Genomic DNA, 19,645 nt, shown 5'->3' on the forward strand with positions numbered 1-19,645 from the left:
TCTTCGCCAACACTGGCATTTTAAAATCAAATGCGCTGAGGTCAGCTCGAACAACTCGCTGAGATCAGGCAAATAATGCATGTAAAACAAAGATATTTCCGACAATTACAGAAAATAAAGCTCGCCATTATGCTTTACCGTCCTTATTGGACAGTCTGACACAGCAAGCCGCGTAATTATCTCTCCTCCAACATGCATCAGTGCAAACTTTATTCCAAAAAAAGCAGCCCGCACTTACCAAAAATTATCTTGGCGATTGAGTTATGTCAACAATGCTGACATATTTATCGCAACAGGATGGAGCTTCGATGTGAATTCGACGAACGACGTTAACTATATCAGCAATCCTCTGACGTGTCTGGAGGCTGACGATCTCAACGTCATTGAACTGCTGTTCTTCTCTTATCGCGATTTCACCGCCGACCCGGACCTGATCCTCGAGAAGATCGGATTTGGCCGCGCCCATCACCGTGTGCTTTATTTCATCAATCGCAAGCCCGGCATGACGGTGGCCGAGCTTCTGGAAGTGCTGCGCATTACCAAACAGAGCCTGTCGCGCGTTCTCAAGCAACTGATCGATACCGGCCATGTTGTACAGGCCACTGGTTTACACGATCGCCGTCACCGCAAACTTTATCCCACAAAAAGTGGGCGACAACTCACGCTTGCACTTGCTTTGCCACAGTCGCGCCGCATCGCGCGGGCATTGGAAGAATCCGGTGCTGCAGAACGCGAAGTCATTGAGCGGTTTCTTTATAATATGGTCAATCCTGAACGCCGTGCCCAGATTGACGATTTCGCGGCAACTGAAACGGCTGGCGCAGCATCTGAACCCAGGCTCGATAAGGCTGGGGGCTAATCGCCTACAGCGCAAGCCTCAGATAGACGCGCTGTCTTGCAGTGGCTAAGATGCAGCTCGCCGTAGAAACTATGAGACCAGCTTTCTGCGGCATGCCTATAATAAAAGCCCAGGGCCGCACAGCCTCCGCTGACGGCAATATATAAACAGGATGGGATCGAACGACGCCATGGCTGTAGATGAAAACAACCTTTCCGACGACGCGCCACATCTTCTTGTTGTCGATGATGACACGCGAATTCGCAGCCTGCTTTCGCAATATCTGACGACCAGCGGTTTTCGAGTGACCATGGCTGGCAGCGCAGCAGAAGCGCGCCGCAAGCTCGAAGGCATCGATTTCGACCTGCTAATCCTCGACGTGATGATGCCCGGCGAAACCGGTGTCTCGCTGACCCGTTCACTGCGTGAGCAGAAAAGCGTGCCGATCCTGATGCTGACCGCTTTGTCAGAAACCGACAGCAGGATCGATGGTCTGTCAGCAGGCGCAGATGACTATCTGCCAAAGCCTTTTGATCCACGCGAACTGATATTGCGTATCAACAATATCCTCCGCCGTGGTGCGTCACCGTCCCAGCTGAAAATCGAACAGATCGTTTTTGGACCTTACACTTTCTTCATTCCGCGTCGCGAATTGAAGAAGGGCACCGAGACAATCAAGCTCACGGATCGCGAGCAGGATATCATGGCGATTTTCGCCGAGCGTGCCGGTGAAACCATTCCGCGTCATGAACTGACCGGACAGGACGGCGATGTCGGCGAACGCACAATTGATGTGCAGATCAACCGCCTGCGTCGCAAGATCGAGCAGGACCCGGCTAATCCCGTCTGGCTGCAAACCGTTCGCGGCATCGGCTATAAGCTGAGCATCGAGTAGCGTTTAGAGCGCATCCCGGAAAGTGCGAAGCGGTTTTCGGGATGCGCGTTAAATCAAAGATTTGGAGCGCCGATCCGATCGAAACGCGCTTTGGATCTAGAAAGAGCGGAGCGTCGCAAATTTCAGAGCGTGACCGAAGACATAGAATTTGCAGAACCGTCTGGAGTATTCTGAGACGATGAAATCGCTCTGGAAAACACTCACGCGCTGGTTTGCGCGCCGTATGCCCAAAGGGCTCTATGCGCGTTCGCTTATCATTATCATTGCGCCAATGGTTCTGCTTCAGTCCGTGATTGCCTATGTGTTCATGGAACGTCACTGGCAGATGGTGACTGAACGGCTTTCCACGGCTGTCGTGCGCGATATCTCCGCGATAATCGACATTCTGGAAACCTATCCGCAAGAACCCGGCTACGACAATCTGATCCGCATTTCGCAGCAGCGTCTAGGGCTGAACATTTCGATCCTGCCACCCGATCCGCTGCCGCCACCCGGGCCGAAACCCTTCTTCGCTATTCTCGATTACTTCCTGAGCGAAGAGATCACTCGCCAGATCAATCGTCCTTTCTGGGTCGATACAGTCGGCGATTCCGATCTGATCGAGATTCGGATTAAGCTCGACGACAAGGTGCTGCGTGTCTTCGCACGTCGCAGTCAGGCCTATGCGTCCAATACCGGCATCTTCCTCACATGGATGATCGGTACCGCGCTTGTACTGTTGATCATCGCAATCGCCTTCCTGCGCAACCAGATCAAACCCATCCAGCAGCTCTCGCAAGCAGCCGAAAGTTTTGGTAAGGGTCGACCGATGCCCGAAGGCTTCCGTCCGCACGGCGCCGAAGAAGTTCGCCGCGCAGGCATTGCATTTATCCAGATGCGCTCACGTATCGAACGGCAAATTGAACAGCGCACCGCCATGCTTTCCGGCGTCAGCCACGATCTGCGCACGATTCTGACGCGCTTCAAGCTGCAACTGGCACTAACCGGTAACGCAATCGATACAGAGCCGCTCAACCAGGACATCGCCGACATGCAGACGATGCTTGAAGGCTATCTTGCCTTTGCACGTGGCGAAGGCTCGGAAGAAGCTGCGACCTATGACGTGCGCCTGCTGTGTGACAAGCTCGCGAACGAAGCGCGACTGCGCGAGCGTGGCTTCAAGTATTCAATCGAAGGCGACAGCGAGGTCAATGTTCGTCCGAATGCCTTCTCACGCCTTGTCAGCAATCTTGTCTCCAATGCCTTCCGCCATGCGGATAATGTCGAGCTGTCAATTACCCATGACGATGGCTGGCTGAAAATTATCGTCGATGACGATGGCCCCGGCATCCCGGAAGATCGACGCGAAGACGTCTTCAAACCTTTTGTGCGCCTAGATGAAGCGCGCACGCAGGATTCCGGCGGCACTGGTGGCCTTGGCCTCGCCATCGCGCGTGACATTGCCAGAAGTCACGGCGGCGATATCGATCTTGAAGACGCCCCCACAGGCGGCCTGAGAGCGATTATCCGTATTCCGGCTTAAACCCGACTGATCGCCTGCGCTGCCACATAGCCAAGTGCTGTCGCGGCGAGGCACGCAAAAAGCGATATGCTAACATTCAGCAGTGCGCGTCCCGGCATGCCGAGACGCAGCAACTCGAAGGTTTGTACGCTGAATGAGGAGAAGGTGGTGAAGCCGCCGCAAATGCCGACCATGAAGGCGAGACGCCAGATTTCAGGCACTTCGAAGCGGCTCGAGGCCATCGTCAGTGCACCAAAAAAGGCGATTGCAAACGAACCGATGATATTGACGACAATTGTGCCCCAAGGCAGATCACGGCTGACAGGGGCCAGCCAGATGGCAAACCAGTAGCGCAAAACGCTTCCCAGCGCACCGCCCAATGCTACAGCAATTGTTCCCTGCATCTGTCTTATTCCTATACATTGCTTGCACAACCAATCGCACAGAACATGCGATATGCACAAATCACAGCTATAAGATCAGAACAGTTTGACGCCGTTTTGGACTTTCTTATCGATAGCAGCGAGAACAACCTCGCCATTCTCATCTGGAAAGCCAAGTGTCAGGACTTCGGACATAAAGGGGCCAATCTGACGTGGTGGGAAGTTGACCACTGCCATTACCTGACGCCCGATCAGCTCTTCCGGTTGATAATGCTTCGTTATCTGGGCGGAAGACTTTTTGACACCGATCTTTTCACCAAAATCGATTTTCAGTTTAAAAGCAGGTTTACGCGCTTCAGGAAATGGAACGGCTTCAACAATGGTCCCCGTGCGGATATCGACTTTCTCGAAATCGCCCCAGCTGATCGTTTCCGCTGCACTCATAATAAATCCCCTGAAATAGATCCCGGCAGTTTACCGGGATCTCTAATGCTTATGCGCGCCCAACTGTCTCGAAGACAACGCTTTCAAGCGATTCACGCGCGCTGACACCCGACCAGACAACAAACTGAAATGCCTGGAAATAGGTTTCACAAGCTTCAAGTGCCGCCGACAACAGCACTTCAACCTGACGGCTGGTTGGCTCTGCACCACCGGCCAGCAGCAACGACTGGCGATACATGATCGCACCTTCCTGCTGCCAGAGATCAAAATGACCCATCAGAAGTTTTTCATTGATCAGCGAAAGCAACCGCATCACTTCATTGACGCGCGGCTCCGCAACCTTGATGTCAAAGGCGCAAGCCAGGTGCAACGCTTCAAAGTCCTCCATCCAGGAGAACGAGATGTGGTAGTCGGTCCAGTTACCCGCTACCGAAATTGCAATTTCATCGTCGCCAGTCCGCTCGAACGTCCAGTCGTTTGAATTCGCAACGTGCTCGATCACATCCACAGGATGCGCTTCGCGTGCAAATTCAAGCTCAAGAAGGCTCATGTCCGTTTCCTGTTCTGGGAAGCGCCTCGAAAGACACCTCCAAATTCCCGGCGCGCAAGTTATTGCTCGCCCGCACCCATCACCACGCAAGACTGAGCGCAGAAAAACAGGCACGAATTGATCGGTTGAGGAACCGACATGCTTGAAAAGCATGCAACGCCTCAATGGCACACGCACATACGCAACTGATACTGGAAAGCAGCCTGAAAGACGCGAAAACTAGAACTACAGCCCCTCGCCGCTGCCCACATGACTGCGTTACGAATCATGTAGTGTTTTCAGTCTATTGATGCTGAATCTGAACGCCAGCCCCTTTTCTAAAAAGAGGCATTAAAGCATGTGGAAATATGATTGGGGCGGGCCGCAACCCTTGCCTTAACCGACTCTAAGACAAGGGTTTTTGCCACTTGCGGCCTGTTAATAAAAAATTATGAATTATCTTTGGATTTAGACGCCTGAGCAGAGGTTTTCGTCGTTTTGGCACTCGAATCAACTTCAAGTTTGGCAAGACGCGCTTCCAAAGCTTCAATTTTAACAAGCAAAGCACTGTTTTCAGCACGCGCTTTGATTGCCATTTCACGCACGGCTTCAAAGTCCTCGCGCTGCACCACGTCAAGCGTGTTGAGCACGCGCTCGCTCTGCGATCGCAAAGCTGTCTCCACCTCGCGGCGCACGCCTTGCGCAGCGCCTGCCGCATCGGTCACAAGCTTGGCGAGTTCATCGAGAACCCGGTTTTGTCCGCTGGTCATGGCATTCTTCCCTATCTTCGATACAGGCTTGTTGAAAACATAAATTGGAAATAGGGCTGTCTCGGTTCTGATGCAAGTGAAGCTGTATAATCGTGATCACTTGACCACTCAGATATCGTCGCGCATGGTCAGCCGGAAAATGGAGTTCTTATATGATAGAGACGTTGCTGCCGGTTTCGGCTCTGGCTTTTCCGAATATCGATCCGGTGATTTTCTCCATCGGCCCGCTTGCCGTTCATTGGTACGGTCTTGGTTATGTTGTCGGCATCATGTTTGCGTGGTGGTACGGCAAGAAGCTTTTGCGCAATCATCGCCTTTGGGGCAATAATCAGCCGCCCATGCAGCCCGAAGCGCTCGACGACTTTGTCATCTGGGCGGCACTCGGCGTGGTGCTCGGTGGCCGTATCGGCTACGTCCTGTTCTATAACTTCTCCTACTATCTCTCCAATCCACTGGCTATTCCGGCCGTTTGGGATGGCGGCATGTCATTCCATGGCGGCATTCTTGGTACCACGGTTGCCATGATCCTGTTCGCGCGCTCACGCGGCATCAAAGTCTGGAGCATGTTTGATACGATTGCAGCAGGCGTCCCCATAGGCCTTGGCGTCGTGCGTATCGCCAATTTCATTAATCAGGAACTCTGGGGCCGCGTCAGCGATGTGCCTTGGGCTGTCTATTTCCCCAATGGTGGCCCACTGCCGCGTCACCCGAGCCAGCTCTATGAAGCCTTCCTTGAAGGTTTCGTGCTGTTTTTCGTTCTGTTCCTGCTCATCTGGGTGGGCAAAAAACTCAAAGCACCCGGCTTCATCGCCGGCACCTTTGTTGCAGGCTACGGCCTCAGCCGCATTATCGTCGAGTTCTTCCGTGAACCAGACGCACAGCTTGGCTATCTTTTCGGCGGTTGGCTCACCATGGGCATGGTGCTGTCGGTGCCGATGGTCTTGATTGGGCTTTGGGCAATGTTGCGTGCAAACCGGGCTGTAGCAAAGAATGCCTGAGGTAACACTCAAAGATCGTTTGAAGCGGCTGATCGGAACCACGGGACCGATCAGCGTCGCCGATTATATGGCTGCATGCCTCGGCGACCGTGAATCAGGCTACTATACAACACGCGAACCATTCGGACGTGGCGGTGACTTTATTACCGCGCCCGAGGTCAGTCAGATGTTTGGCGAACTGATCGGCATATGGTGCGTCGGCATATGGGATGCGCTCGGACGCCCTGACAACGCGGTCCTGTGCGAAATTGGACCCGGTCGCGGGACACTATTGAGCGACATGCTGCGCACGATCAAACAGCTTGCGCCTCAGATGTTCGCAGCCACGCGCGTTGCAATGGTCGAAACCAGTCCACGACTGATTGAAAAGCAAAAAGAAAAGCTCTCTGGTCTGGGCCATTCAATCGAATGGTTCGAGAACTTTTCGAGCATTCCAGACGGCCCGTTGATTCTCGTATCCAACGAGCTGTTCGATGCAATACCGTTTCGACAATTCGTTAAAGCCAATGGCCGCTTTGTCGAAAGGCTGATTGCACTTGATGAGCAGGACGAATTCCAGTTTGTGAGCGGGGCTGGTGGCATTGACGAAGCTTTGTTACCACCCGGCCATCAGACCGCTCCCGAAGGGACAATCTTTGAAGCCGCCCCTGCCCGCACGGCTTTGATGCAGGAGATTGCACAGCGAATTGCGGCAACGCGTGGAGCCGCACTCACAATCGATTATGGACACCTTCAATCGGGCCTTGGCGATACGCTGCAAGCGATGCTGAAACATGCCTATGACGATGTTTTCGCGCATCCCGGCGAGGCAGACCTCACCAGCCACGTCGATTTCGACATGTTGGAAAGAACTGCACGCAATTGCGGATGCAAGACGGGAACCATGACGCAGGGCGATTTTCTCCTGGCTATGGGTCTTATTGACCGCGCAGGCCGTCTCGGTACTGGACGCGATGCGGCATTTCAGAACAAGATTCGCGAAGACGTTGAGCGACTCGCAGCACCTGATCAGATGGGGACACTATTTAAGGCGCTTACGATTGCAGATCCGGCAACCGCGATCTTCCCGTTTGAAACCGCACTGCACCAACCCTCAGCCTAGCTCGCTGTCAAAAAGCTGCGATTGACAAGCTGACTTGCCTCCCCCAACATCCCGCCGTTTGAAAAGAGAAAGCCAATGACCGATAAGCCGCAACCGCTTCGCTCCGCCCTGTTGGATGGCCATGCCGGACACAACGGCAAGCGCATTGCGCATGGCTTTTTCACCCGAAAAGGCGGCGTTTCAGATGGCATCTATGCCGGTCTGAATGTCGGCAGCGGGTCAAATGATGTACCGGAACTGGTGACGGAGAATCGCCGTCGTGTTGCTGAAACGCTTGGCGTCGCATCCGATCATTTGATGACCGTGCATCAGGTTCATTCGCCCGATGTGCTCCGCGTCACTGAGCCGTTCAGCAGCCCACGCCCCAAGGCTGACGCCATGGTCACAAACGTGCCCGGCATTGCTCTGGGCGCTTTATCGGCTGATTGCGGCCCTGTTCTTTTTGCCGATCATGAGGCTGGTGTCATCGGATCAGCCCATGCCGGCTGGCGTGGTGCATTTACCGGCGTTCTCGAAAACACGATTGAAGCCATGATCGAACTTGGCGCAAAGCGTGAGAATATCGTTGCAGTGCTGGGCCCAACAATCGGCCCTGAAAATTACGAGGTCGGTCCGGAATTCTATGCCGAGTTCACTGGCAAAGACGTAAGCTATGACAAATATTTCCAACCTTCAGGCAAGGAAGGTCACAAGCTTTTTGATCTCTGGACCTTCATCACAGATCGCCTGACCAAGGCCAATGTGAAAGCCGAAGCACTGCGCCAGTGCACTTATGCCAATGAAGATCAGTTCTATTCCTACCGGCGCACGACGCACCGCAACGAGCCTGATTACGGTCGTCAAATTGCCGCCATCGCTATCGTAAACGATTAGGAGAACCACATGGCCCTTCACTTCGAGCCGGAAGAATTCGCTGCACGTCGCGACCGTCTGATCTTGAAGATGGAGGAAGAGAAGCTTGATGCTCTGCTGCTGTTCGCACAGGAAAGCATGTACTGGCTGACCGGCTATGACACGTTCGGCTTTTGCTTCTTCCAGTGCCTCGTGGTGAAGGCTGACGGATCGACAGTGTTGATGACCCGCTCTGCCGATCTGAGACAGGCGCGTCACACCTCCAATATCGAAAATATTACCGTCTGGACCGATCGCGACAATGCCAATCCGGCCATCGATCTGCGCAATATCCTGACTGAGCTTGATCTGCTCGGCACGCGCATCGGCATTGAATACCAGACCCACGGGCTGACCGGGGCCAACGCACGAAAGCTCGATGAACAATTGCAAAGCTTTGCCAAGCTTTTTGACGCCTCCGGTATGGTTGACCGGTTGCGTCTTCTCAAGAGCCCCGCAGAAATCGCCTATGCCAAGCGTGCCGCCGAACTGAGTGATGATGCGCTGGATGCTGCACTGAAACTCACCAAGGCAGGCGCAAGCGAAGCCGACATTCTGGCGGCCATGATGAGCGCGAACTTTGCCGGCGATGGCGATTATCCGGCCAATGAATATATTATCGGCTCCGGCGCTGATGCACTTTTATGCCGCTACAAAGCAGGCCGTCGCAAACTTTCTGCGAATGATCAGCTCACACTGGAATGGTCAGGCGTCTTCCGACACTACCATGCACCGATGATGCGAACCGTCATCATCGGCCAGCCAAAGGCAGAGCATCTAAAGCTCTACAATGCCGCACGAGAAGCGCTGGAAGCTGTCGAGACAGCCATGACACCGGCCTCAACCTTTGGCGACGTGTTCGATGCGCATTCCCGCACGATGGAAGCGCATGGCCTTACCCGTCATCGCCTGAATGCTTGCGGCTATTCTGTCGGTGCGCGCTTTACACCATCATGGATGGACCCGCAGATGTTCTATTCCGGTAACCCGGAAAGCATCCAGCCCGACATGACGCTGTTTGCGCACATGATCATCATGGATTCTGACACCGAAACCGCGATGACGCTTGGCCAGACTTACTTGACGACCAATGGCGCTGCCGTACCGCTGTCCCGCCATTCGCTAGACATTATTGTCAAGTGACGCAGGATAAGCGATAAACTCCGTTCATAGCGCAGGAGTGGTCTGCGCTTTCAGGAGCATGAAGCCGAACATGAACAAGGCACATCTTTCTATGATGTTGTTGCTTGCTGGACTGCTTGCCGCCTGCAACAGCACCGAGTCTGCATTGAACGTGCAGGGAACTAACCAGCAATCTGGACAAACCACAACACCGGCCACGGGCCAAGCTTCTACAGGTCAGACTACTGCCCCAACCTCACCCCCGGCAGTTACAACAACACCGGCGACACCGCCCGCGCGTACGGCCTCACTCAAACCGGGCAAGCTTTACATAGCTCCCATCATTGGCGCGCCCGTCAATGTCGTGACCCCGCTCACTCATCGCATCAATGATGATGCACGCGCCAAGGGTGTCGAGCTTGCAGGCAATAATGGCACCGACGCCGCTTATGTGATGAAGGGCTATTTCTCGGTTTTGTCTGAAGATAACCAGACAACGATCCTATACGTCTGGGATGTGATGGATGCTTCCGGAAACCGCCTTCACCGCATACAGGGGCAGGAAAAAGTTCCGGGCGCCTCCGCAGACTCATGGAGCATCGTTCCGCCCTCTGCCATGCAATCCATCGCCGATAAGACCATGCAGGAGTATTCCACCTGGCTTGCGGCAAATCGCGCATGAAAACGAGCTGATTCAGCAAAAGACTGAAATCTTTTGCTGAATCGCGTGTCAGCCCTGTGGGAAAGCACTTTGCTATCGCTTTTTACTGCAATTGTTTTCCCTCAGGCCTTGCAATGGCGGTGACTCTTTGCAATAGGCCGCACATTCGAGAAAACCTTGCAAGCTGCGGCACTTGACCAATCGTCATAGAACCCGCGGCTTTAAAGCTTTTTAAGAATGACAGAGCGCACCCGGATTTGTGTTGGGTTTCGCTCGAACCAGAGATTACGTCCGTTTCACGGACTTTTTGCGACAGAACGAAACTGCTCCGGCTTCAGAGGCAAAAAGAATGAAACTTTTCGCAGGCAACTCCAACCGGGTTCTTGCCGAATCCGTTGCTCAATATCTCAACGTCCCGCTTGGCAAGGCAACTGTACGCCGTTTCGCCGATCAGGAAATCTTCGTAGAGATTCAGGAAAACGTACGCGGCGAAGACGTATTCGTACTGCAATCGACATCCTACCCGGCAAACGACAATCTGATGGAACTGCTCATCATGATTGATGCGTTCCGTCGTTCATCGGCACGCCGCATCACAGCCGTTCTTCCTTATTTCGGCTATGCGCGTCAGGATCGTAAGCCTGGCCCACGCACACCAATCTCCGCAAAGCTTGTCGCAAACCTTATCACCGAAGCAGGTGCTAACCGCGTTCTGACGCTTGATCTTCATGCGGGTCAGATTCAGGGTTTCTTCGATATCCCGACCGACAATCTCTATGCCGTTCCAGTTATCGCACGCGATGTGAAGGCCAACTACGCGACCGGCAATTGCATGGTCGTTTCGCCCGACGTTGGCGGTGTGGTTCGCGCTCGCTCGCTTGCAAAGCGCATCGATGCGCAGCTGGCCATCGTTGACAAGCGTCGTGAACGTCCGGGTGAATCGGAAGTCATGAATGTTATCGGTGACGTGACCGGCAAAGATTGCCTGCTGTTCGACGATATCGTGGATTCTGGCGGCACGCTCTGCAATGCAGCTGAAGCACTGCTCGCCAAGGGCGCAAAGAGCGTTACCGCTTACATCACACATGGTGTTCTTTCCGGCGGCGCTGTTGCCCGTATCGCTTCGTCAAAGCTGAAAGAGCTGGTCATTACCGACTCCATCCAGCCAACCACTGCAATCAATGACGCTCCAAATATTCGCGTTCTGTCGATCTCCAGCCTCATCGGTGAAGCGGTCGCGCGCACTGCGGCCGAAGAGTCGGTTTCGAGCCTGTTCGACTAATTCGCTATCAAGCGAATAGCGATACCAAAACATGCCGCGAGCAGAAGCACGAGCGGCATGTTGAGCTTCAGAACAATAAGTAAAAATGCCGCCGCGCCTGCAATCAGGACGGCGGCATTGTCTATTGTGCTCACCACTGGCAGAGGCAGGGTTAAAGCCCCTATTGGGTGGTCGACTACTGTTCCAAACAGCACATGCAGTGAAAACCACAGGGCAAGATTGGCAATCACGCCGACGACTGCAGCTGTTATCCCAGCCAGCATGGCGGATAGCCAACGTACCTTGCGCAACCGCTCCAGAAATGGTGCGCCAACAAAAATCCATAAAAAACACGGCACGAAAGTAAACCACAGCGCAATCAAGCCGCCGAAAAAACCACCCACGAGCGGCGGGAGGCCCGACAGATTGGACGCCCCGATAAAGCCGACAAAAACCAGTACAAGGATCAGCGGGCCCGGCGTGGTTTCGGCAACCCCAAGTCCTGTCAGCATCTCACCGGGCTTCATCCAGCCAAAATGCTCGACTGCCTGCTGTGCAGTATAGGAGAGCGCGGCGTAGGCACCGCCAAATGTCACAGCTGCAAGCTTTGAGAAAAAGACAGCCTCTGTCGTGAACACATGACGTCCGCCAAACGCCAGATAAAGCGCTATGAGAGGAAGAACCCAGAGAGAGCCCCAGATGAGCGCCTGCTGTGTCGCTACACGCATTGCGTTCGGACCAACCGCACCATGTGCCGACCCATGCCCATCGCGCTGCAGCCAGTAACGCATTCCTCCTGCCAGCGCCGCTAGCGCCACCACCAAAGGAAATGGCAGTTTGAGGAACGCTACTGACATAAATGCCAGCAATGCTATTACATAGGAAAACCCAGACGTCAGTGTGCGCCTGGCCATTCGATAAAGAGCCTCAAAGACAATCGCCAAAACTGCCGCTTTCAGCCCAAACAAGAGACCGGCAACCACATCTACATGACCGAAGATCACATAGAGTGCCGATAGCGCCAACATGACCGCAGCGCCGGGAAGAACAAAGAGCAACCCAGCAAGCAGCCCGCCACGCCAACCCTTGGCGGCCCAGCCGCAATAGGTGGCAAGTTGCATGGCTTCGGGTCCGGGCAAAAGCATGCAGAAGTTCAGAGCATGGATCAGTCGCTCCTGATCCATCCACTTCTTTTCGTCAACGATCACTCGCTGCATCATGGCAATCTGCGCAGCAGGCCCACCAAACGACAGCAACCCGATCTTGCCAAAAGTGGCGAATAATTCCCTGAAATCCGGTTGCGGCTCTGTTGTCATGATCACTCTCTGCATAATCCCCCAAGCAGTTGCTGAGGATCATTACAGGTTGATGACAATTTGCACAGAAGGTCCGTTACTCGGCAGCAGTGCTTTCGTCGATGTGATCATCAGGCGCGTTGGGATCACCGGGCGCCGTCTCACAGCCAAGATCGGGGAAGTTAACGATGCGAAGTCCTTTGAAGTCATTACGCAATACAAGAAGACCGCGCTCTTCAAAATAGGTCAGGAGACGTCGAGCACGGCTCAATGAATGCGTGCCATAGGCGCGCGCGAGGGCCGCATCCGAAGGACATGGCGCACCCGTCACAGCCGCCTGCGCGACAATCAGGAACACACCCTGCACATCATCGGTGAGGCTTTCGGACAGCGTGAGAGCCTGTTGCCAGGTTTCGCCAGTCGCGGCATCACCCTTGATGCTCGCTTGCGCAACCGCCAACCGGCGACGAAACGCGGGAAGCGCCAAAGGCTCCCCGGGAACGCGATGAATACGGCAACGCACCAGAAAATCCTGATAAAGCACGGCGACCGAACGGAACGATGCTTCCGGGTCATCGACAATTTCGCGCATCACCTTTTCAAGCAGTTCTTCGCGCTCTGCTTCCACAATGCCAGGAAACAACGGTGCTTCGACGGGCTCCGCTTCAAGCTTGGGTTTGGCGACCTGCGCCAGAATTTCCGCTGTTGATGGCGGCGGCGGTGGCGGCGGGGTTCGTCGAACAACCGTACGGATTTCCTGTGGTGCAGGCGTGAAGATGAGATCGCGTGCATCTTCTGGCGCATCCGGCAATGGCATTAACTTCGGTGACGATGAACGCGCGGAAGTTTCAACCTTGCCGATTTTGATGGGCAGCGGACGGCGTGACAATGCCGGTCCAAGCGCCACAAAGTGACCGCGTTGCAGGTCTCGGAACATTTCGGCCTGACGTCGCTCCATACCGAGAAGATCGGCGGCGCGCGCCATATCAATATCAAGGAAAGTACGCCCCATCAGAAAGTTGGAAGCTTCTGCAGCGACATTCTTGGCAAGCTTGGCCAGACGTTGTGTGGCAATCACCCCCGCGAGGCCGCGCTTACGACCGCGACACATAAGATTGGTCATAGCACCCAGGGAAAGCTTGCGGGCTTCATCCGATACTTCGCCGGCAGCAGCCGGTGCGAAAAGCTGCGCTTCATCGACCACAACCAGCATTGGATACCAGTAATCTCGTTCAGCATCGAACAGGCCGCCGAGGAAAGCGGCAGCCGCACGCATCTGCTGTTCGACGTCGAGACCTTCGAGATTGAGTACGACGGAAACCCGATGCTGACGGATACGTCCGGCAATGCGCGTCAGTTCGGCTTCGGTGCGTGCAGCATCAACGACGACATGGCCATGAATATCGGCCAGCGTAACGAAATCGCCTTCAGGATCGATAATGCATTGCTGCACCCATTGGGCGCTCTGCTCAAGCAGGCGGCGAAGGAGATGCGATTTGCCTGATCCGGAATTTCCCTGAACCAGCAGGCGGGTTGCGAGAAGCTCTTCAAGATCAAGCATGGCCTGCTTGCCACCACCAAGCGCACCTGCCGCAGCAGTACCGCTTCCAGCAACAGAACCCATGTCGATACCGACCTGCATCTCGTTTCCTTTTGTTCTGTGAATGTTGGGACGACTCGACAGGAGAACCCGCGATCAATCAGGCACCCGCTTAACATTTTTGACGCGGCTAATGCCACCCGTTAAAGGAAAAGCCCACAGAAGGCGTGTTTCGAACCCAAAAAACTTGCGCTTGAAAAGCCTATGGGCTATAGGCCTGCCATCCGCGTAGACACCCTTGGAGGCAACGCGGAATGGGGCGGTCCGGTCTTTCACACTGTGGAAGACATTACGGGCTGTTTCATGTTGTTCGCTGGAGCATGATCCCGAAAAGTGGAAACCGGTTTTCGGACAAGATCATGCTTAGATAAAAAACTGCGACCAACACTCCAGTAACTTTGAAAGGTAATGCCATGAGCGATACTTACGTGCTCAAGGCCGATCTGCGCAGCCGGGTTGGTAAGGGGTCCTCCCGCGAACTTCGCCGCAACGGCCAGATTCCTGCAGTCATCTATGGCGACAAGCAGGAGCCCCTCGCAATCGCCGTTCCTTATAAGGAAGTTTACTACAAGATCCACGGCGGTGGTTTCAAAACCACGATCGCTACGATCGAAGTAGACGGCAAGAAAATTCAGGTCCTCCCGAAGGACTACCAGCTTGATCCGGTTCGTGACTTCCCACAGCACGTCGACTTCCTTCGCGTTTCCGCGAAGTCGGTTGTTCACGTCAACGTTCCAGTTCACTTCAAGAACGAAGAAGCTGCACCGGGCATCAAGCGCGGCGGCGTTCTCAACATCGTTCGTCACGATGTTGAACTGATCGTTCCAGCGAACGCAATTCCGGAAGCTCTCGAATTCGACCTGACCGGTCTCGAAATCGGTGACTCGGTTCACATTTCGGCTATCAAGCTGCCGAAGGGTGCAACTGCTGCCATTCAGGACCGTGACTTCACGATCGCTACTATTGCTGCACCTGCCGGCCTGAAGTCGGAAGAAAATGCAGAAGGCGCTGAAGAAGCCAAGGACGGCGAATAATCGCTTTCCGCATATAGGGGGGCTCAGAACCATGCTGCTCATCGCAGGGCTTGGCAATCCGGGGCCCCAATATGCGCATAACCGACACAATATCGGTTTTATGGCGGTGGATGAAATATTCCGCCGCCATAGATTTTCAAATTGGCAGAAGAAGTTCAAAGCGGACATCGCCGATGGCGTGATCGACGGCGAAAAAGTGCTTCTCATCAAGCCAATGACTTTCATGAACCTTTCTGGCCAGTCGATTGGAGAAGCCATGCGCTTCTACAAGCTGACCCCTGCCGACCTCGTCGTGATCTACGACGAACTTGACCTTGCGCCTGCAAAGTTGCGCATCAAGACCGGCGGCGGTTCTGGTGGCCACAATGGAATCAAATCCATCGACGCCCATGTGCAGGCCTTTCCGGGCGGAAAAGATTATCGCCGTATGCGTCTCGGCATCGGCCATCCCGGCGCAAAGGAGCTGGTTCACAATTACGTTCTCGGCGATTTTGCAAAAGTCGATAGCGAATGGCTTGATATACTTTTTGGCGCTATCGCAGATAATGTCAGCCTGCTTGCCAAGAAGGAAGACAACAGCTTCATGAACCGCGTGGCCATCGCCATGGGTGACGGTAGTCAGCGCCCGAGTGGATTCAAAGCAGATCCAGAGCAGGCAGCTAAGGCTCCCCCCAAGGCACAGAGCCACATTCGTCAGGCGCGCCAGAGTGCCGCAAAATCAAGCATTCCGGCGAGTGGCCCGATGGCAGAAATGCTCAAGAAACTTCTTGGCAAGAAGGACTAGTCATGAGCGAAGTCGTTTATATGTTTGCCATGAGTCTTGATGGCTTCATCGCCAATGATGACGGTAGCTTTGACTGGCTCGAACAATTTCCGCCAGATGATGGCTTTGGCTTCGATGAGTTCATGGCTGGCATTACCGGCATTGTCATGGGGCGCCAAACCTATGATGTCATGTGTTCCATTCCAGAGTGGCCTTATGGCTCGCTGCCAGTCGTTGTTGCAACGCATCAGAAATTCGACAATCTGCCCGCAAACACTGCCGCAATGGCTGGCAAACCAGACGAGCTGCTTGCGAAACTCAAAGCTCTCGGCGCAAGTGGGCGCATCTGGCTTTTGGGTGGCGGCGATCTGGCGCGGCAATTTCTCGATGCCGGTCTGCTTGACATCATCGATATAGGAACTATTCCGATCATTCTGGGAAGCGGCAAACCGGCTTTCAAAAATTCATCACGCCACTGGCTGGATTTGCAATCCGCCAATGCGCTTCATAATGGCGCCGTGCGCTCAATTTACCGCGTCAAGCGATAAGGGACGAATATCATGGGTTTCAAATGCGGCATCGTCGGCCTGCCTAACGTCGGCAAGTCCACGCTCTTCAACGCGCTGACCAAGACGGCCGCAGCACAGGCTGCAAACTATCCGTTCTGCACCATCGAACCAAACACTGGCGAAGTGGCGGTTCCCGATCCACGTCAGAATGGCATTGCGAAAATCGCAGGCTCGAAGGAAATCATCCCTACCCGCATCAACTTCGTTGATATTGCAGGTCTGGTGCGCGGAGCTTCCAAAGGTGAAGGCCTGGGCAACCAGTTCCTTGCCAATATCCGCGAAGTCGACGCCATTGTGCATGTTCTGCGCTGCTTTGAAGACGATGACATCACCCATGTTGAAGGCCGTATCGATCCAGTGTCTGACGCAGAAACCGTTGAAACGGAACTGATGCTGTCGGACCTTGAAAGCATCGAGCGCCGCATCGTGCAGATCCGCAAGCGCGCCAGCAGCAAGGACAAGGAAGCAACCACGGTCTTGCCTATCATGGAGCAGGCGCTCGAGCTGTTGCAGAATGGCAAGCCTGTTCGCCTGATGCTGAAAGACATTGCACCAGACGATCTACTGATCCTCAAGGGTCTGAACCTGCTTACCTCCAAGCCAGTGCTTTATGTATGCAATGTCGCCGAAGGTGATGCTGCCAAGGGCAACGAGTATAGCGAAGCCGTTGCTGAAATGGCTGCGGAACAAGGCGCAGAGAGCGTCATCATCTCGGCTGCTATTGAAGCAGAAGTAGCCCAGCTTGCCGACGAAGAAGCCAAGGAATATCTCGACGCCATGGGCCTCGAAGAACCCGGCCTAGACCGTCTCATTCGCGCTGGCTACAAGCTTCTCGACCTCATCACCTACTTCACGGCAGGCCCCAAAGAAACGCGTGCCTGGACTATCAAGCGCGGAACCAAGGCTCCGGGTGCGGCAGGCGTCATTCATACCGATTTCGAGCGCGGCTTCATTCGCGCACAGACCATCGCCTACGAAGACTATATCAAGTTCAACGGTGAAGTCGGTGCCAAGGAAGCAGGCAAAGCGCGGGACGAAGGTAAGGAATACATCGTCCATGACGGCGATGTGATGCTGTTCCGCTTCAATACCTGATACGATCAGACCACCGTGAAAACGGTGGCCTTTTTTCTACGCATGTCTCTCAAAAGCGGGAGCCGGTTTGGGGGTAAAGACATGCCTCAGCAAAGAACCAGAGTGGCGAGTGCCGCTTTGGTTGGGAGGAGACCGGATTGACTGATAAGACGCCTAAATATGCCTATGAAGATTTCACGCAAGGACTGAAGCTCCCCTTCGGACCGCGCACCATCACCAAAGAAGAAATCATCGAGTTCGCCCGCGAATTCGACCCACAGCCTTTTCATCTTGATGAAGAAGCGGGCAAGGCAAGCGTGCTAGGTGGGCTTGCCGCGTCGGGCTGGCAGACAGCTTCCTTAATCATGCGAATGGTTTGCGATGCCTTTCTCACAAACTCCACCTCGCAAGGTGGGCCCGGTGTCGAGTTCACGCGGTGGAAACGTCCCGTGCTCGCGGGCGATACGCTTAATGGCATAACGACGGTCAAGGACAAACGTATCTCGAAATCGCGCCCGACAATCGGTTTGATTACGTTCCATCATGAACTGTTCAATCAACGTGGCGAAAGCGTCTGTGAGATGCAGCACCCATGCATGATGGTGCGACGCGGTCATGATGCAATCTCGGAAGGTGCGGCATGAGTTTCCTTGAAGAAAACCTCGGGCAAAATCTTGTCATCGGAAGCTATACTTTCTCCGCCGAAGAAATTGTCGACTTCGCAAGAAAGTATGACCCACAGCCATTTCACCTTGATGCGGAAGCGGCAAAAAAAAGCGTCTTCGGCGACCTCTGTGCCTCCGGCTGGCACACCACCGCGGTCTTTATGAAGCTGAACGTTGCCTCGATCGTAGAAGCAACAAAAGACGCAATGAAACGTGGTGAAGTTCCGCCGACTTTTGGCCCCTCACCCGGCTTTGAAAATCTGAAATGGATGAGACCAGTCTATGCTGGTGATACAATCACCTATAAGCGGACCGTGCATGCGGTACGCCCTCTCACCTCGCGGCCGGGCTGGTCGATGCTGAACATGAGTACCAGTGCCTTTAATCAGGACGGCGAGCAGGTTCTGTCCTTCGACAATGCTGCGATGGTGAAACTGCCGTCATAATACTAAAACGCCCAGATTACAGCGGTTCCAGTTAAGAATTAATCGTTGGAACCGCTGTAACTGTTTGTTTTTACGCATTATCCAACGCAAAACCGCTTCGCACTTTTTGCTGGAAATGCTTTAAATCCGGGCGTTTTATGCCATTCAATCGCCTTCAAACTCGACAAGCGTGCGCACCGGCACACCAAGAGCTTCGAGCTTCTTGCGACCCCCAAGGTCTGGCAGGTCGATAATAAAGCAAGCTGCAACGATTTCTGCACCCATCTGAAGAAGCAGCTTCGCTGCAGCTTCGGCTGTGCCACCGGTTGCAATCAGATCGTCAACCAGCATGATGCGCTCACCTGGGACGATAGCATCGCGGTGCATTTCCATTTCGTCGATGCCATATTCAAGGCTGTAGGCAATGCGCACTGTATCGCGCGGCAGTTTGCCCTTCTTACGGATCGGCACGAACCCAGCCGAAAGCTGATGAGCAATCGCGCCGCCAAGAATGAAGCCGCGTGCTTCAATGCCCGCAACCTTGTCCACCTTGTTGCCTGCATAAGGATAGACGAGCTCATCCACTGCACGGCGGAAAGCTTGCGCATCACCCATGAGCGTTGTCACATCACGGAACTGAACACCGGGTTTCGGGTAATCAGGAATCGTTCTGATCGCGTCCTTCAGCGTCGCTTTGAGTCCGGATTCCATTTTCAGTCCTTTCAGAGGGTAAGCTCACGCGCTGTCATAAGGGCGTGTTTGCTGACGCAATTATATTGAACTCTCTTCAATCACGATATGCGCATCACGCCAAGCGCGTTCGCA

Annotated in this window: 22 protein-coding genes; 15 read left to right on the forward strand and 7 right to left on the reverse strand. The window is 54.1% G+C overall.

Features of this window, described 5'->3' with window-relative positions; genetic code table 11:
- Positions 1 to 310 precede the first annotated feature (310 nt).
- The 3 genes from OIV19_RS15870 (at position 311) to OIV19_RS15880 (ending at position 3,255) form a co-directional block, all read left to right on the forward strand.
- Positions 311 to 859, forward strand: coding sequence for a MarR family winged helix-turn-helix transcriptional regulator (locus OIV19_RS15870; RefSeq protein ID WP_095447942.1), 549 nt, complete (start codon positions 311 to 313; stop codon positions 857 to 859).
- A gap of 151 nt (positions 860 to 1,010) precedes the next feature.
- Positions 1,011 to 1,733: a response regulator gene (locus OIV19_RS15875; protein WP_095447087.1), complete on the forward strand. Its 723-nt coding sequence runs from the start codon at positions 1,011 to 1,013 to the stop codon at positions 1,731 to 1,733.
- Positions 1,734 to 1,911: 178 nt separating this feature from the next.
- Positions 1,912 to 3,255: an ATP-binding protein gene (locus tag OIV19_RS15880; RefSeq protein ID WP_095447088.1), complete on the forward strand. Its 1,344-nt coding sequence runs from the start codon at positions 1,912 to 1,914 to the stop codon at positions 3,253 to 3,255.
- On the opposite strand, the gene crcB is transcribed toward OIV19_RS15880, so the two are convergent.
- The 4 genes from crcB to OIV19_RS15900 form a co-directional block, all read right to left on the reverse strand.
- Positions 3,252 to 3,638: a fluoride efflux transporter CrcB gene (crcB, locus tag OIV19_RS15885; RefSeq protein ID WP_095447089.1), complete on the reverse strand. Its 387-nt coding sequence runs from the start codon at positions 3,636 to 3,638 to the stop codon at positions 3,252 to 3,254. The genes OIV19_RS15880 and crcB overlap by 4 nt on opposite strands.
- A 75-nt stretch (positions 3,639 to 3,713) precedes the next feature.
- A complete protein-coding gene (locus OIV19_RS15890; protein ID WP_264232228.1) occupies positions 3,714 to 4,061 on the reverse strand; it encodes a tRNA-binding protein in 348 nt (115 codons plus the stop codon).
- 49 nt (positions 4,062 to 4,110) lie between these two features.
- Positions 4,111 to 4,611, reverse strand: coding sequence for a type III secretion system chaperone family protein (locus tag OIV19_RS15895; RefSeq protein WP_024899435.1), 501 nt, complete (start codon positions 4,609 to 4,611; stop codon positions 4,111 to 4,113).
- A gap of 428 nt (positions 4,612 to 5,039) precedes the next feature.
- On the reverse strand, positions 5,040 to 5,360 hold the full coding sequence (locus OIV19_RS15900) for an accessory factor UbiK family protein (protein ID WP_095447092.1): 321 nt from the start codon (positions 5,358 to 5,360) through the stop codon (positions 5,040 to 5,042).
- Between the two features lie 152 nt (positions 5,361 to 5,512).
- Between OIV19_RS15900 and lgt the strand changes: the two genes are divergently transcribed.
- From lgt to OIV19_RS15930, 6 genes are all read left to right on the forward strand, one after another.
- The gene (lgt, locus tag OIV19_RS15905) at positions 5,513 to 6,358 is read left to right on the forward strand and encodes a prolipoprotein diacylglyceryl transferase (protein ID WP_264232229.1); all 846 of its coding nucleotides are present in this window, start codon (positions 5,513 to 5,515) and stop codon (positions 6,356 to 6,358) included.
- Positions 6,351 to 7,460: a class I SAM-dependent methyltransferase gene (locus OIV19_RS15910; RefSeq protein ID WP_264232230.1), complete on the forward strand. Its 1,110-nt coding sequence runs from the start codon at positions 6,351 to 6,353 to the stop codon at positions 7,458 to 7,460. Before lgt ends, OIV19_RS15910 begins: the two co-directional genes overlap by 8 nt.
- A 75-nt stretch (positions 7,461 to 7,535) precedes the next feature.
- The gene (gene pgeF / locus OIV19_RS15915; protein WP_264232231.1) at positions 7,536 to 8,333 is read left to right on the forward strand and encodes a peptidoglycan editing factor PgeF; all 798 of its coding nucleotides are present in this window, start codon (positions 7,536 to 7,538) and stop codon (positions 8,331 to 8,333) included.
- 9 nt (positions 8,334 to 8,342) lie between these two features.
- The gene (locus tag OIV19_RS15920; protein WP_095447096.1) at positions 8,343 to 9,494 is read left to right on the forward strand and encodes a M24 family metallopeptidase; all 1,152 of its coding nucleotides are present in this window, start codon (positions 8,343 to 8,345) and stop codon (positions 9,492 to 9,494) included.
- A gap of 58 nt (positions 9,495 to 9,552) precedes the next feature.
- Complete coding sequence (locus tag OIV19_RS15925) at positions 9,553 to 10,155, forward strand: hypothetical protein (protein WP_264232232.1); 603 nt, start codon at positions 9,553 to 9,555, stop codon at positions 10,153 to 10,155.
- A gap of 328 nt (positions 10,156 to 10,483) precedes the next feature.
- Positions 10,484 to 11,416 carry a ribose-phosphate pyrophosphokinase gene (locus tag OIV19_RS15930; protein ID WP_095447098.1) on the forward strand — a complete coding sequence of 311 codons (933 nt, stop codon included), beginning with the start codon at positions 10,484 to 10,486 and terminating at the stop codon, positions 11,414 to 11,416.
- On the opposite strand, the gene chrA is transcribed toward OIV19_RS15930, so the two are convergent.
- Entirely contained in the window at positions 11,413 to 12,711 is a 1,299-nt protein-coding gene (chrA, locus tag OIV19_RS15935; RefSeq protein WP_264232233.1) for a chromate efflux transporter, read from the reverse strand. The two genes, OIV19_RS15930 and chrA, sit on opposite strands and share 4 nt — an antisense overlap.
- A gap of 76 nt (positions 12,712 to 12,787) precedes the next feature.
- Complete coding sequence (locus tag OIV19_RS15940) at positions 12,788 to 14,332, reverse strand: helicase HerA domain-containing protein (RefSeq protein ID WP_264232234.1); 1,545 nt, start codon at positions 14,330 to 14,332, stop codon at positions 12,788 to 12,790.
- Positions 14,333 to 14,703: 371 nt separating this feature from the next.
- Between OIV19_RS15940 and OIV19_RS15945 the strand changes: the two genes are divergently transcribed.
- The 6 genes from OIV19_RS15945 to OIV19_RS15970 all read left to right on the forward strand — a co-directional run bounded on the left by OIV19_RS15945 (position 14,704) and on the right by OIV19_RS15970 (position 18,841).
- The gene (locus tag OIV19_RS15945) at positions 14,704 to 15,324 is read left to right on the forward strand and encodes a 50S ribosomal protein L25/general stress protein Ctc (RefSeq protein ID WP_095447101.1); all 621 of its coding nucleotides are present in this window, start codon (positions 14,704 to 14,706) and stop codon (positions 15,322 to 15,324) included.
- A gap of 31 nt (positions 15,325 to 15,355) precedes the next feature.
- Positions 15,356 to 16,108, forward strand: a complete 753-nt coding sequence (gene pth / locus OIV19_RS15950; protein ID WP_095447102.1) for an aminoacyl-tRNA hydrolase — start codon at positions 15,356 to 15,358, stop codon at positions 16,106 to 16,108.
- Positions 16,109 to 16,110: 2 nt separating this feature from the next.
- Entirely contained in the window at positions 16,111 to 16,635 is a 525-nt protein-coding gene (locus OIV19_RS15955) for a dihydrofolate reductase family protein (RefSeq protein WP_264232235.1), read from the forward strand.
- A 12-nt stretch (positions 16,636 to 16,647) separates the two neighbouring features.
- Positions 16,648 to 17,751, forward strand: a complete 1,104-nt coding sequence (gene ychF, locus OIV19_RS15960) for a redox-regulated ATPase YchF (protein WP_264232236.1) — start codon at positions 16,648 to 16,650, stop codon at positions 17,749 to 17,751.
- Positions 17,752 to 17,888: 137 nt separating this feature from the next.
- Positions 17,889 to 18,374, forward strand: coding sequence for a MaoC family dehydratase (locus tag OIV19_RS15965; protein WP_095447105.1), 486 nt, complete (start codon positions 17,889 to 17,891; stop codon positions 18,372 to 18,374).
- Positions 18,371 to 18,841, forward strand: coding sequence for a MaoC family dehydratase (locus tag OIV19_RS15970; RefSeq protein WP_264232237.1), 471 nt, complete (start codon positions 18,371 to 18,373; stop codon positions 18,839 to 18,841). The genes OIV19_RS15965 and OIV19_RS15970 overlap by 4 nt, the downstream gene beginning before the upstream one ends.
- Positions 18,842 to 18,985: 144 nt before the next feature.
- Here OIV19_RS15970 and OIV19_RS15975 read toward each other — a convergent pair whose 3' ends face one another.
- On the reverse strand, positions 18,986 to 19,531 hold the full coding sequence (locus OIV19_RS15975) for an adenine phosphoribosyltransferase (protein ID WP_024899419.1): 546 nt from the start codon (positions 19,529 to 19,531) through the stop codon (positions 18,986 to 18,988).
- Positions 19,532 to 19,645 lie beyond the last annotated feature (114 nt).

It is taken from the genome of Brucella sp. HL-2 (assembly GCF_025846885.2).
Classification (GTDB): domain Bacteria; phylum Pseudomonadota; class Alphaproteobacteria; order Rhizobiales; family Rhizobiaceae; genus Brucella; species Brucella quorumnocens.

Bases quoted from the DNA above. Each gene is read 5' to 3' on its own strand.
- OIV19_RS15875 (WP_095447087.1), top strand. From the start codon at position 1,011: ATGGGATCGAACGACGCCATGGCTGTAGATGAAAACAACCTTTCCGAC.
- OIV19_RS15880 (WP_095447088.1), top strand. From the start codon at position 1,912: ATGAAATCGCTCTGGAAAACACTCACGCGCTGGTTTGCGCGCCGTATG.
- crcB (WP_095447089.1), bottom strand. From the start codon at position 3,638: ATGCAGGGAACAATTGCTGTAGCATTGGGCGGTGCGCTGGGAAGCGTT.
- OIV19_RS15890 (WP_264232228.1), bottom strand. From the start codon at position 4,061: ATGAGTGCAGCGGAAACGATCAGCTGGGGCGATTTCGAGAAAGTCGAT.
- OIV19_RS15895 (WP_024899435.1), bottom strand. From the start codon at position 4,611: ATGAGCCTTCTTGAGCTTGAATTTGCACGCGAAGCGCATCCTGTGGAT.
- OIV19_RS15900 (WP_095447092.1), bottom strand. From the start codon at position 5,360: ATGACCAGCGGACAAAACCGGGTTCTCGATGAACTCGCCAAGCTTGTG.
- lgt (WP_264232229.1), top strand. From the start codon at position 5,513: ATGATAGAGACGTTGCTGCCGGTTTCGGCTCTGGCTTTTCCGAATATC.
- OIV19_RS15910 (WP_264232230.1), top strand. From the start codon at position 6,351: ATGCCTGAGGTAACACTCAAAGATCGTTTGAAGCGGCTGATCGGAACC.
- pgeF (WP_264232231.1), top strand. From the start codon at position 7,536: ATGACCGATAAGCCGCAACCGCTTCGCTCCGCCCTGTTGGATGGCCAT.
- OIV19_RS15920 (WP_095447096.1), top strand. From the start codon at position 8,343: ATGGCCCTTCACTTCGAGCCGGAAGAATTCGCTGCACGTCGCGACCGT.
- OIV19_RS15925 (WP_264232232.1), top strand. From the start codon at position 9,553: ATGAAGCCGAACATGAACAAGGCACATCTTTCTATGATGTTGTTGCTT.
- OIV19_RS15930 (WP_095447098.1), top strand. From the start codon at position 10,484: ATGAAACTTTTCGCAGGCAACTCCAACCGGGTTCTTGCCGAATCCGTT.
- chrA (WP_264232233.1), bottom strand. From the start codon at position 12,711: ATGACAACAGAGCCGCAACCGGATTTCAGGGAATTATTCGCCACTTTT.
- OIV19_RS15940 (WP_264232234.1), bottom strand. From the start codon at position 14,332: ATGCAGGTCGGTATCGACATGGGTTCTGTTGCTGGAAGCGGTACTGCT.
- OIV19_RS15945 (WP_095447101.1), top strand. From the start codon at position 14,704: ATGAGCGATACTTACGTGCTCAAGGCCGATCTGCGCAGCCGGGTTGGT.
- pth (WP_095447102.1), top strand. From the start codon at position 15,356: ATGCTGCTCATCGCAGGGCTTGGCAATCCGGGGCCCCAATATGCGCAT.
- OIV19_RS15955 (WP_264232235.1), top strand. From the start codon at position 16,111: ATGAGCGAAGTCGTTTATATGTTTGCCATGAGTCTTGATGGCTTCATC.
- ychF (WP_264232236.1), top strand. From the start codon at position 16,648: ATGGGTTTCAAATGCGGCATCGTCGGCCTGCCTAACGTCGGCAAGTCC.
- OIV19_RS15970 (WP_264232237.1), top strand. From the start codon at position 18,371: ATGAGTTTCCTTGAAGAAAACCTCGGGCAAAATCTTGTCATCGGAAGC.
- OIV19_RS15975 (WP_024899419.1), bottom strand. From the start codon at position 19,531: ATGGAATCCGGACTCAAAGCGACGCTGAAGGACGCGATCAGAACGATT.